8 protein-coding genes are annotated in these 12,629 nt (G+C 71.4%); 3 read left to right on the forward strand and 5 right to left on the reverse strand.

Annotation, left to right across the window (positions count from 1 at the left end; genetic code table 11):
- Positions 1-109: 109 nt before the first annotated feature.
- Together ACFCQI_RS03320 and ACFCQI_RS03325 are read right to left on the reverse strand one after the other, a co-directional pair.
- Positions 110-3,673: a two-component regulator propeller domain-containing protein gene (locus ACFCQI_RS03320; protein ID WP_395119961.1), complete on the reverse strand. Its 3,564-nt coding sequence runs from the start codon at positions 3,671-3,673 to the stop codon at positions 110-112.
- A 95-nt stretch (positions 3,674-3,768) separates the two neighbouring features.
- The gene (locus ACFCQI_RS03325) at positions 3,769-4,320 is read right to left on the reverse strand and encodes a YdeI/OmpD-associated family protein (RefSeq protein ID WP_395119962.1); all 552 of its coding nucleotides are present in this window, start codon (positions 4,318-4,320) and stop codon (positions 3,769-3,771) included.
- A gap of 138 nt (positions 4,321-4,458) precedes the next feature.
- Here ACFCQI_RS03325 and ACFCQI_RS03330 point away from each other — a divergent pair, with 138 nt between their 5' ends.
- A complete protein-coding gene (locus tag ACFCQI_RS03330; protein WP_395119963.1) occupies positions 4,459-5,922 on the forward strand; it encodes a GTPase in 1,464 nt (487 codons plus the stop codon).
- Positions 5,923-5,968: 46 nt separating this feature from the next.
- Here ACFCQI_RS03330 and ACFCQI_RS03335 read toward each other — a convergent pair whose 3' ends face one another.
- Together ACFCQI_RS03335 and ACFCQI_RS03340 are read right to left on the reverse strand one after the other, a co-directional pair.
- Positions 5,969-7,711, reverse strand: coding sequence for a hypothetical protein (locus ACFCQI_RS03335; RefSeq protein ID WP_395119964.1), 1,743 nt, complete (start codon positions 7,709-7,711; stop codon positions 5,969-5,971).
- A gap of 82 nt (positions 7,712-7,793) precedes the next feature.
- On the reverse strand, positions 7,794-8,666 hold the full coding sequence (locus tag ACFCQI_RS03340; protein ID WP_395119965.1) for a hypothetical protein: 873 nt from the start codon (positions 8,664-8,666) through the stop codon (positions 7,794-7,796).
- Positions 8,667-9,068: 402 nt separating this feature from the next.
- On the opposite strand from ACFCQI_RS03340, the gene fusA reads away from it, so the two are divergent.
- Together fusA and ACFCQI_RS03350 are read left to right on the forward strand one after the other, a co-directional pair.
- Entirely contained in the window at positions 9,069-11,111 is a 2,043-nt protein-coding gene (fusA, locus tag ACFCQI_RS03345; RefSeq protein ID WP_395119966.1) for an elongation factor G, read from the forward strand.
- An 18-nt stretch (positions 11,112-11,129) separates the two neighbouring features.
- Positions 11,130-12,050, forward strand: a complete 921-nt coding sequence (locus tag ACFCQI_RS03350) for a tetratricopeptide repeat protein (RefSeq protein WP_395119967.1) — start codon at positions 11,130-11,132, stop codon at positions 12,048-12,050.
- A gap of 147 nt (positions 12,051-12,197) precedes the next feature.
- On the opposite strand, the gene ACFCQI_RS03355 is transcribed toward ACFCQI_RS03350, so the two are convergent.
- Positions 12,198-12,575, reverse strand: coding sequence for a hypothetical protein (locus tag ACFCQI_RS03355; protein WP_395119968.1), 378 nt, complete (start codon positions 12,573-12,575; stop codon positions 12,198-12,200).
- Positions 12,576-12,629 lie beyond the last annotated feature (54 nt).

Consider the following 12,629-nt stretch of genomic DNA (forward strand, 5'->3'; position numbering starts at 1 on the left):
GCCAGCACCGCGTTGCATGCGAGCGACGCGCCATGGCGGCAGCCTGTCCCGTAGCGGCCATGATGCCAAAGCCTTCCTGCCAGCGCGAGCACAGGCGCCCGTCCGCGGCTCAGGCCGTGGCATCGCTCGCCGAGGCGATGACCCGGGCCAGCGCACCAGCCAGTTGTTCGCCGCTGACCGGCTTGCGCAGGAAGCCGTCCATGCCCGCTTCGCGGGCGCGCGCCTCGTCGCGGCCGCCGGAGCGGGCGGTGACCGCGATGATCGGCACGTGGCGGGCGTCGGGTTCGCGCTGGCGGATCAGCCGCGCGATCTGGAAGCCGTCGACGCCGGGCAGGTCCAGGTCCAGCAGCACCGCGTCGAAGCTGGCGTGGGCCAGCTCGGCCAGCGCGGCCAGCCCGTTGATCACGTGCACCACGTGATGGCCTTCGCGTTCGAGCAGGCCGCGGATGACCGCCGCCACGATGGTGTCGTCTTCCACCAGCAGCAGGTGATGGCTGCCGCCGGCGGCGAGCGGTGCCGCCAGTGGCGCCGGCTCGGCCGGTTCGGCCAGCGGCAGGCGCACGCGGAAGGTGCTGCCGTGGCCCACGCGCGATTCCAGCTCGATGCTGCCGCCCATCATGTCCACCAGCTCGCGGCAGATCGCCAGGCCCAGGCCGCTGCCCGCCGCACGCTGCGGGCCGTCGGCCTGCTCGAAGCGCTGGAACAAGCGCGCCTGGCTCGCCTCGGGAATGCCCGGCCCGGTGTCGCTGACGCCGAACTGCAGACCGTCGGTGGTGCGTTCGCCGCGCAAGGTCACGTGGCCGCGTTCGGTGAACTTGAGCGCGTTGTTGGCCAGGTTCAGCAGCACCTGCTTGATCCGCACCGCGTCGCCGACAACCTGCGCGGGAAGATCGTCGGCCACCTCCAGCACGAAGCGGATGCCGCGCGCGTGCGCCAGGCCCTGCTCCAGTTGCGTCACGTCCTCCAGCAACTGGCGCGGGCTGAACGGCGCCGGCTCCAGCTCCAGCCGGCCGGCCTCGATGCGGGCCAGGTCGAGCGCGTCGTTGAGCAGTTTCAGCAGCATGTCGCCGGAACGTTGCATCGCCCGGGTGTAGTCATGCTGCAGCGGATCGAGCGACGTGCTCAACAGCAATTCGGCCATGCCCATCACGCCGGTCATCGGCGTGCGTATCTCGTGGCTCAGGGTGGCCAGGAACTGGGTCTTGGCGGCGCTGGCCGCCTCGGCCATCTGCCGCTGCTGCTCGGCCAACTGGATCTGGTGGCGCTGCGCGAGCCGTCGGCGCCAGCCGCGCAACGCCAGCGCGACCACGGCTGCCACCAGCAACAGGTAACCCAGCCATGCCCACCAGCGCAGCCACGGCGGCGCCTGCACCGTGACCAGCAGCGGCCGCGCCTTGCCCCACTGGCCGTCGGCACCATGGCCGTGCACTTCCAGCGTATAACTGCCGGCGCCGAGCCCGACGAACTCGCGCTGGCCCTGGTTGCCGGTGCTCACCCAGCCGCTGTCGAAACCGCCCATGTGGAAGAAGTAGCGGTTCGCTGCCGGGTCCACGTAGGACGACATGCGCGCCTCCACGCGCAAGTCGCGATCGCGCCAGCCCAGGTGCACCGGCTGCTCCGGCGACAGCGCGACGGTCTTGCCGTCGCGGCGCACGCTGACCTGGGTGAGCGACAACAGCGGCAGCGGGCCGGGCCGTTCCAGCCGCGCCAGTTCGGCCGGCTGGAACGCGGTGACGCCGCCGCTGCTGGCGGCAAGCATGGTGCCGTCGGCAGCGATCACCGCCGAGCCGTTGGTGAACTCTTCATTGCTCAGGCCCTGCGCCGCACCGAACTGGGTAAACGTGTGGGTCAGCGGGTTGAAGCGGCGCAGGCCCGGGCTGCTGAACAACCACAGTTGCCCTTGCCGGTCGACCAGCATGGTGCGCAGGTCCGCGATCAGCCCCATCCGGCTGATGTCGACGCTGTCGTCGCGCGTGGCGCGCCCGTCCGCCAGGCGGTAATGCTCCAGCGCGGTTTCGGTGGCGATCCAGAAACCGTCGTCATCGAACGCGAAACTGTAGATCTCCCGCCGCGACACGCCCGGCACGAACGCCAGCGGCTGTCCGGGCCCTCCGCTGCGCATCAGCCCGGCCATGCTGGCGTACCAGACCGCCCCGTCGTGCGCCCGCAACTGGTCGAAGAAGCGCGCGCCGTCGGGCGCATCGGCCGGCAGCAGCGGCGTCGACACCAGCGTGTCGGGGTCGATCGCGAACACGCCCTCGCCCCACGACGCCCCGTAGATATGGCCGTCCATGCCGGCGACCAGCGCGAGCGGCCGTTTCATGTGCGTCTGCTCGGCGCCCAGCGTCAGCAGCTTGCCGTGGTCGTAGCGGTAGATGCGCCCGGGCCCGGTGATCCACAGGCGGCCGCGCGCATCCTCCGCCAGCGAGGTGAGGTTGCCGTGCAGGCCGCGCAGCACGTGGCTGACCTCGCCGGTCGCCGTATCCAGCTTGTCGACCCAGCCGTTGTAGCCGCCCACCCACAGCTCGTGGTCGCGCCCGGTCAGCACCGACAGCGCGGCGGTGTTGGACAGGCTGTCGGCATTGTCCGGGATATGCGTGAAACGCGCGAAACCATTCCAGCTCGGCGGCAGGTACGCGATGCTGGACTGGTCGAAGGTGAACCACAGGCCGCCTTCGCGATCGCGGAAAATCTGCCACAGGCGATCGCTGGGCAGGCCGCCGGGCAACAGCGGCGCGCCGGTGATGTGCTGCAGCGGGCCCTGTTCCGATTCGAGCCAGACGCCGTCGAGGCTGCCCAGCCACAACCGCCCCTGGCTGTCGCGCACGCTGCTCAGGATGCGCGTGTTGGCCAGTTGCCGATTTGCGAGCGGCCGCGCCACGCCGTCGGCACCGACGACCAGCAGGCCACCGCTGACCGCCACGCGGATCTCGTCGCCATCGCCCTCGATGCGCCACACCGCGCCGACGTCGCCGCCGAACGCGGGGTCGACCGCCACGCGGCGCACCTTGCCGTCGGTCGAGCGCACGTAGAGACCATGCTCACTGCCGATCCACAACCGCCCCTCGTGGTCGGCCAGCAAGGCGCGGATGGCGCCGAACGGGGCCGCCTGCCCGCTGTCGGCATCGAGCCGCACGGGTTCGAAACCGCTCTCGTCGCGGCGCATGCGGTCGAGGCCGCCCTGGGTGCCCACCCAGATCTGGCCATCGGGGGTCTGCGCGATGCTCCACACTTCGTCGTTGCTGAGGCTGTGCGGATCGTCCGCTGCGTGCACCCAGTGGCGAAAGCGCCCGCCGTCCTGGTCGTAGACGGTCAGTCCCGCCGAGACGCCGCCGGCCCAGATGCGGTCCGCCTTGTCCACGAACAGGGTGTAGATCTGGTTGCTCGGCAGCGACAGCGGATCGCCGCTGGCATGCCGGAACACCTTGAACGTGACGCCGTCGAAGCGCACCAGGCCGCCATCGGCACCGAACCACATCATGCCGCGATGATCCTGCGCCACCGCGTAGATCGAACCACTGGGCACGCCGTCGGCCACGCCATAACGACGGAACTGCGGCGTCGCCGGCATGCTCGCGCCGGCGGCCGGCATTGTCGTGCTGGCACCGCCGGCGGCCGCGGACCCCGGCGTGGCCACCGCCAGAACCGCACCCAACATGAGCGATGCAAGCATGCGCAGATTCCCCTGATCCGCCCCATCATGCCAAATCGGGTCCGTGGCGGCGAGCATCGCGCCGGCCCGGAGCGATGCGTTTCACGCGTCGTGCGTCATTCCGCCGCGTCGGGCGCCGCCAACGCCTTGCTGTAGAAACCCGACGGATCGAAACAGCACACGCGCCGCTTGCCGGCGGCGAGCATGTCGCAGGCGGCGGCGACGCGCTGCGTGCGGGTCTTTGCCTGCTTGGCCGAGACGATCCAGTGGATCCAGTCCACGCGCGCGATCGTGGTGGTGGCGTCCCAGCCGGCGCGGGCGGCGGCGGGCGCATCGTCCAGCGCCTGGCGCAGGTCGGCCGGCAGCGCGGGTTCGGGCTCATGCTTCACCGGCGCGATCTCCAGCGCCACGGTGTCGCCCGCTTGCGCACGGACGGTCTTGAGCAGGCGGCTGTCCAGTTTCAGCCAGTGGCTCAACTGGCCATCCGGCTCCAGCGTCGCCTGGAAGCGGTGGCCGTTGATGCTGGCGTCGACCGTGGTGCGCCCACGGCGCGGCAGCTTCTCGCTCACCGGTCGCGGCAACAGCACGAAAGCCCATGCGGCATCGTCGGGCATCGCCGGGCGCAGCACTTTCGCCGTGAAGCGGGAGGTGGTGTCGGCCTTGCTCATGTCGCATCGTCCTCGGGGAAGGGGCTTGCCGCACGCCTGGGGCAAGGCAACGCGGGGATCGTACCGCGCATGCCGTGGCGCGGCGAAAGGGCCATCGGCCATGGGCGTGCCCGGTGCGCGAGCCCCTACAATCGCCGGATGTCCCGACGCCTGCGCCTGCTGTTCGCCGCCCTGGCCATCGCCGCACTGCTGTGGCTGCTGTTTGCCGCGGCGGAACGTTTCCTCGCGCTGGCCCAGCGCTTCCTCGCCTTGCCGGCGCCGTTGCAGTGGACGCTGGGCCTGGTGCTGGCGATCTTCGCCGCCGCCGGCCTGGCCGTGCTGTGGTGGCTGCTGCGTCCGCGCCGCCGGCGCCGACCCCTGCCGGTGCCCGACCGCGCCAGCCTGGAGCAGCGCATCGACAAGTTGCGCGAACACGGCGCCGACACCGGCGCGCTCGCCACCGAGCTGGGCGAACTCGACCAGCGCCGGCTCGGCGCGCGCCTGTATGTCGCGCTGTTCGGCGAGATCTCCACCGGCAAGTCCAGCCTGATCCGTGCGCTGGCGCCGCAGGCCACACTGGCCAGCGAGGCGCGCGGCGGCACTACGCGCGCGGTCGGTCACTACGACAGCACCTTGCCCGACGGCCGCAACCTGGTACTCGCCGACGTACCCGGCAGCCGCGAGAGTGGCGGCGAAGCGCGCGAACGCGAGGCGCGCGAAGAAGCCCTGCGCGCCCACGCGGTGATCTACCTGTGTGCCGGCGACCTCACCCGCGGCCAGGTCGACGAACTGCGCTGGCTCGCCGATTTCGGCAAGCCGCTGCTGCTGGTGCTGAACAAGGCCGACCAGTGGGGCGAGCCGGAGCTGGCGCAACTGCTGGACAAGCTGCGCGCGCAATCGCGCGGCATCGCCAGCGCGGTGGTGGCGATCAGCGCCGGCGGCAGCGAGCGATACCAGCGCCGGCTCGCCGACGGCAGCACCGAATCGGTCGAACGCCAGCGCAAGCCGGCGATCGAACCGCTGCTGCGCGCACTCACCCGCCTCATCGCTCCCGGTGCCGAGGGACTGGAGCCGCGTCGCGAGCAGGCCGTGCTCGCCGGCCTGCACCAGCGCACCGGCACGCTGGAGGCGCAGACCCGCGCCGAAACCGCCGAGCGCATCGTGCGCCAGTACGCCCGCCGCGCGATCGTCGGTGCGATGGCGGCGGTGGCGCCAGGCAGCGACCTGGTGATCCAGGGCGTGCTCGCCACCGGGCTCACGCGGGCGCTGGCCGAGCTGTACGGCGTCGGGCTCAGCGACGTGCAGATCGAGGATTTCGTGCGCCAGGCCAGGCTGACCCTGCGCACCGGCAGCTCGATCGTGCTGGCGGTTGCCGGCAATGCACTGAAGGCGTTCCCCGGCCTGGGCACGCTGGGCGGCGGCGTGCTGCACGCGTTCGCCTACGCGCTGATCTTCGACTCGATGGGCCGCGCCCTGGCCGCCTCGCTGGCCGAGCGGCAGACGCTGGACCAGGACGATGCCGACGCGCGGCTGAAGACCCTGCTCGCCGATGCCGGCGGCGCCCGCCTGCGGCAACTGGCGACCCTGACGATGGACACGCTGCGCGAACCGCGCGGGGAGTGAGCACCGCTCACGTGATCCGCGCAGGACTTTCCCGTCATTCCCGCCTTCAATGAAACTGGTCGGCCGCCGGCACCCACGAGCTGGAGGCAGCGGCGGGCGCGTGAATCGGCGTGGCGGGCGGCAGGTCTGATGCGCAGCCCGGCGGCAACGGGCCGCCGGCGACGCGGGCGGCAGCGCATTCGGCGGCGTTGTCGAACTTCACCATCGGCGTGGAGGTCGCCGGTGCCGGCGTGCTGGCGGCCGCGGGCGGCGCCAGCGGGGCGGCAGGCGCCAGGTGCAATGGCGCATACGCGCTGGCGGCAACCGGTGCCGGCGGCGGGTCGGGGTTGCGGCAGCCGAACAGCGCGATCGGCAGCAGTGGTTTCACCGCGCACTCCACCCGCACGCCACGCGGCAGGTGGAAGGTGTGCTTGACCGTGGTCTTTTCCACCGCGCGGCGCAGCGCGGTGTCGACCGAGCTTTCGTCCTCGGGCGTCCAGTCCTGCTCGAAGCGGGTGGGCCGGTAGCCGACGTCAGGCGTGCGGTGACGCATGATTTCGGTATCGCCGCTCGGCTTCAGCTGCACGTAGTCGCCCACCGCGCCGTGCTCCCCGCCTTGCGCTGCGCCGGGTCGATCGCCGCCGAGCTTGCCCGCGGCCAGCGAGGGCGCGTGCTGGCTGCCGGTACTGGCGGCGGCACGAACCGCCGGCGCAGGTGCCGAAGGCGGCGCGACGCTGGTGGCGCCGGCCGGCTCGCCGACCGTGGCGGTGTCGCTGCCTTGCGGCGAGGCCTCCGGCGCGCGGCTGACCTCGGCGGTGGCCGGCAGCGGCAGTGCGGAGGCGGCGGGCGCAGGCGTGATCGCGGCCACGGCGGTCGGTGCCTGCAACACCGGGCGCAGGGTCGCTGGCGTCATCACCGGCGCCGGTGCGGAGCGCTGCAGGTCCAGCTGGGTCGGTGCCAGCGCACGCGGGGGCGCGACAACCTCGGCCGGCACGGCTTCGGCCAGTTGCGCGGGTTGGGTCAGCTGCGGCACCAGGCGCGGGGCGGGCGGCGCGATCGGCGTGGGGGGCACCAGCGTTTGCGGCTGCGGACGCGGCAGTTGCGGTGGCGCTGGCGCGGGTTCCGGCGCTTCGCTGAGCGGGGCCAGCGTGGTCGGCGCCGCGACTTGCAGCGTGATCGCGGGCGGTGCGGCGACCGCAGGCACGCTCGCCTGGGGCAAGGCCAGCGCGGTCGGCGGCAGGATCGGGCGATTGCCTTCGGCCTGCGGCGGACGTTGCGGCTCGGGCTGGGGCGCCGGCAGCGCGGGAGCCACCGGCGCCGGCAGGGTCAGCGCCAAGGGAGGCGCCGGCACCGCCGGTGCCGCCGGTTTGGGTAGCGGCAGCGGCGTCGGCGCCGGCAGGCTCACTGGCGGCTGCGGCGCGGCGACCGGCGCGGCTTTCGCCGGCTTCGCGGGGGTGGCGGCGGCCGTCAGCGCGACGGCATTGGCGCTCGGTTCGACGCGCGGTGCGGGATGCTGCCGACCCTGCTGGCGCGGCCCGCGCTGCTTCGGTGGCGTGCCATGCACCGGCGGCGGTGGCGGCGGTTCGGGTGGCTCGATCAGGCGCACCTGCAGCAGCGGTTCGCGCGAATGGTCCGGCAGCACGGTGGGTTCGTAGGCCGGGCCGAGCACGAACGCGAACAGGCACAGCAGATGCACCAGCAAGGTGCCGAGGAAGGCCAGCGCGCGACGACCCCGCGACGGCGGCGGCGCGTGCCGACGCAGATGATAGACGCGGCCGCGCGTGGCCGCCGCCAGCGGCGAGTCCAGCAAGACTCGCGCGGGGTTGGCGGCACGACGGGGTGGGACGGAATCCGGGGACGGCGCGGGCATGCGGCCAGTGTAGCGGGGGCCATCAGCGGCCGGCGCCGCGCGCGGCCTTGCGCTCGCGCAACTCCTCGTCCACTGCGCGGTCGGGCGTATCCACCGGGCAGCCTTGCGCCAGCGGCTTGCCGGCGCGATACATCGCGATGCAGGCCTCCACGCCGGGCGGGGTGAAACCGTGCGTGCGACCGTCGGGCGTGCTGGCCGGCGCCATGTTGAGGCGCATGTCGCCGCTTTTCGCCGACGGTGGCGGCGGCGGGTCGCCACCGCAACCACCGGCGAGCATCGCCAGCGACACGGCACAGTGGATGCGGATGCCGCCGGGCAGGTGGATCGTCGTTTTCTTCGTGGTCTTGTCCACCAGCTTCTGCAGCGCGCTGTCGACGGAGCTGCCGCCCTTGTCCCAGTCGTCCGCGAAGCGGGTGGGCTTGTACTTGACCGGGCTGTCGTGACGCATGACCTGCGTATCGCCCTGCGGCATGCGTTGCACGTAGCCGGGCACGGGCGCACTGGAAACAGGCGCCGGCGGCAGCAGTGGCTGGCCATGCTCGTCGTACAACCGCAGCGGCGGGGCCTGCACCACCATGGCGCCCTTGGCCGGCGGCTCCGGCCGTGCCCGTGTCGGCGGCGGTGCGGCGGGCGGTGCGGGCGGCAAGGCCAGCGTCGGCGGCGCGTGGCTTGCCGGCGTGTCCTCGATCAGGCGGATCTGCAGGAACTGCTCGGGTGGCGCCTCCTCGTGAAGTACCGGCGGGCGCGTGCCGTACCACGCCACCAGCGCGAACAACGCATGCAACAGCAGTACCGCGGCGAGCGTCCAGCGATGCGTGGCCCGCTCGACCGGCGGCTCGTGCCAGCGATGCCGCTGCCGCGTGGCCCGCGCACGCCAGTCGCCAGCCGCGGGCACGAGCTCGCGCCGCTCGGGTTCGGGCGGCTCGGGCGTGGCTGGCTGGGGCTGCGGCGCAACGGCGATGGCGGTGCCTCGTGGAATTCGGTGGGCGGTCGCAGCATGGCCGAAGGCGATTGAACCCCGCTAGACCGGCGTGACGATCGCGTCGCCGGGGCGCGCGACACCTGGGACAGACAGCCGCCGGCGCCGCGCGGTTCCCCGCAGTGCAGCTTGACCCCACTTGCGCATGGCACAAGGCTAGGCCGATCGACGCCCCGCGCCGATCCCCCGCCATGACCGCCCTCGCCGCCGCATCGCGCAGGACGACCATGACGGCCCGCTTTTCCAGCCGCCCCGCGCGGCCTCGGGCGGTGCCGTTCATGCCACGAGGCTGCGCCCCCGCATGAGGAGGGTCGCATCGTGTCCGAACTCGTCACGGAACATATCCGCAACATCGCGCTCGCCGGTCACGCCGGCGCCGGCAAGACCACGCTGTTCGAGGCCTTGCTGCATGCCGGCGGGGCGATCCAGTCCATCGGCACCGTCGAGCGCGGCAATACCGTGTCGGACACCGACGCGCAGGAACAATCGCGCGCCCATTCCATCGACAGCAGCATCGCCCAGGTCGAGCACGGCGACTGCCGCATCAACCTGATCGACACCGCCGGCTACGCCGATTTCCGCGGCGGCACGCTGTCCGCGCTGGCTGCGGTGGAGAGCGTGGCGATCGTGGTCAACGCGATCAACGGCATCGAGCACGGCACGCGCCGCATGATGATGCACGCCCACGAGCGCGGCCTGGCGCGCATGCTGGTGATCAACAAGATCGACTTCGACGGCGCCGACCTCGCCGCCCTGGTCGACGCGCTGCGCGAGGAATTCGGCAGCCAGTGCCTGCCAGTCAACCTGCCGGCGCAACGCGGCAACCGCGTGCTGGATTGCTTCTTCCACGACGACGGCGCCACCGATTTCTCCTCGCTGGCCGCGGCGCACCAGCAGATCATCGACCAGGTGGTGGAGGTCAACGAGGCACTGATGGGCCGCTACCTGGACGAGGGCGAGCAGGCGCTGGGCGCGCAGCAATTGCACGACGCCTTCGAGCAATGCCTGCGCGAAGGCCACCTGGTGCCGATCTGCTTCACCAGCGCGCGCACCGGTGCCGGGGTGAAGGAACTGCTCGACATCGCCGCGCGACTGCTGCCGAATCCGGCCGAGGGCAACCCGCCCCCGTTCGTGCGCGGCGACGGCATGCCGCTGCGCGTGACCGGCGATGCGCGGGCGCCGGTGATCGCCGACGTGTTCAAGATCATCAACGACCCGTTCGTGGGCAAGCTGGGCGTGTTCCGCGTGTGGCAGGGCACCGTGCGGCGCGACAGCCAGTTGCTGGTCGACGACGGCCGCAAGCCGTTCAAGGTCGGCCACCTGTTCCGCCTGCAGGGCAAGAACCACGTGGAGATCGAGGCGGCGATCCCCGGCGACATCGCCGCGGTGGCCAAGGTCGAGGAAATCCATTATGACGCGGTGCTGCACGATTCGCACGACGACGATCGCATCGCGCTGGCGCCACCGCGGTTCCCCACGCCGATGGTCGGCCTGGCGCTGGAGCCGCGGCACAAGGGCCAGGAGCAGAAGCTCTCCAACGCGCTGGCGCGCCTGGCCGAGGAAGATCCCTGCTTTCGCGTCGAGCACCACAAGGAACTCAACGAGACCGTGGTGCGCGGGCTCTCCGAGCTGCACCTGAAAGTGATGCTCGAGCGCATGCGCGAACGCTACGGCGTGGAAGTGGAGACGCGCCCGCCACGCATCGCGTATCGCGAAACCATCGCCGCCCTCGCCGAAGGCCACCACCGGCACAAGAAGCAGACCGGCGGCGCCGGCCAGTTCGGCGAGGTGTTCCTGCGCATCGAGCCGCTCGATCGCGGCGCCGGCTTCGAATTCGTCGACGCGATCAAGGGCGGCGTGATCCCCGGCCAGTTCCTGCCGGCGATCGAGAAAGGCGTGCGCCAGGCGATGGAGCGCGGCGTGGTGGCCGGCTACCCGCTGCAGGACCTGCGCGTGACCGTCTACGACGGCAAGTACCACTCGGTCGACTCCAAGGAGGTGGCCTTCATCAGCGCCGGCAAGAAGGCCTTCCTCGACGCCGTGGCCAAGGCGCATCCCGTGCTGCTGGAGCCGATCGTCAACGTCGAGGTGGCGATCCCCGAGCGCCACGTCGGCGACGTCACCGGCAGCCTCGCCGGCAAGCGCGCGCGCATCCTGGGCACCGATGCGCAGCGTGGCGGCGAGCTGGTGATCAAGGCGCAGGCCCCGCTGGCCGAACTGATCGATTACCCCACCGAACTGAAATCCATGACCGGCGGCCGTGGCCGCTACAGCCTCGACCTGAGCCACTACGAAGCCGCCCCCGCCACCGTGCAGAAGCAGTTGGGGGAGGCTTGGAAGCCGCGCGCGGAGGAGGATTGAAGTGCATCGGGTGGCCTCTTGCCGGCGCGCCACGCTACGATGCCGGAGCACTATCCAGTTCACCACCAGCCAAGGGAATTGCTGATGAAGCCACTGTTGCTCGTTCCGACATGCCTGCTGCTGGCATGCGTCTCCACCCTTTGCCTGGCGGGTCAGTCGGCCGACGGCTCCAACGCACGGCCGGCTTCGACCCATGTCGCGCCCGCGGACGCGCCGCCACCGACGCCACCGCCACCGCCACGGCAGACGCCTGACATCGAGCGCACCCTGCGCGCCATGGACGACGCCTCCACCCAGGGACACCCGGATCTCTTCGGCCAGTTTGCCGGCATGCGGCGCCTGTTCGAGGGCGACTACCAGGGCGCCATGAAGTACTTCCGGATCGGTTCGCGCTACGCCGACAAGATGTCCCAGCTCAGCATCGCGATGATGTATCTCAACGGCCGGGGCGTGAGGAAGGACCGGGCCAGCGCCTGCGCCTGGATCACGCTGGCCGCCGAGCGTGGCTACCCTTCCTACGTCAACGCGCGCGACCGGATCTGCGCCGCGCTGGCACCCGCACAACGCACGCAGGCGAACACGATGCTGGCCGCGTTGATGGCCGAGTTCGGCGACGCCGTGGCCAAGCCGAGGATGAAGCTGGCCCTGATCTCGGCCAGGAACTCGCTGACGGGATCGCACCTGGGCCACGACTCCGGCGTCAAGGTCATGGGGTTGAACGCCGACAATCCGACCCGCTGCGGCGGCAACCGTCTCGTCCTCGGCGGCGTGGAGATTCCCCGCGAAGGATGCGGCAGGTACGACCCGTCGCTGCTGGACCCAAACCGTTATTTTGCCGCGCGGGACGCGCAATGGTTCGGCACGGTGACCGTCGGCAAGATGATCAAGGCGGACCCGCCACCGTCCACCGCACCGGGTGCAAGCGATCACTCCCACTGAGTGGGTCGCCCGAAGCCGCTCCGGTATGACTGTCACTGCCCGATGGCGCGCGCCTTTCAGCGCGCGCCTGGAGGACAGCCCAGGTCGAACCATGCCGTCTTGGCACGCGTGACGCCGAACCCGTGAGGTTCCGCGCCAACCGGCAGCCTAGTAATCCCTGGCCCCGAGCAGCCCCACCGCGTAGCCGGCCTGGCGCAGCCGCGAGGTGGCCCGGGAACTCAGCATGACCAGCACGAGCAGGCCGACCAGCGGGACGAGCATCAGCACCAGCAGCACGATGCGCCCCCAGACGGGGTAGTCCAGGCCGCGGGCGATCTTGTAGATGCCGGTCCAGGACATCCCCAGGCAGACCAGCAGGGCAAGCAAGGCGATCGGGGCAACCGCGGCGCGCAGCGCGGCGGCGAGGAAGTACAGCAGGATGGCGTAGATCACCAGCTTCTGGCCGGAAGCGACATCGTCCAGCGACGCGCTGCGCTTTTCGCGAACCTCCAGCACGGCACCGGGACTCTGGTACGGATTTTCCATGATTTCCCCCTGATCGGTTTTGAACGACGTTTGCCCGGCGACAAGCGCAACGCG

This window comes from Rhodanobacter sp. FW102-FHT14D06 (assembly GCF_043950705.1).
Classification (GTDB): Bacteria; Pseudomonadota; Gammaproteobacteria; order Xanthomonadales; family Rhodanobacteraceae; genus Rhodanobacter.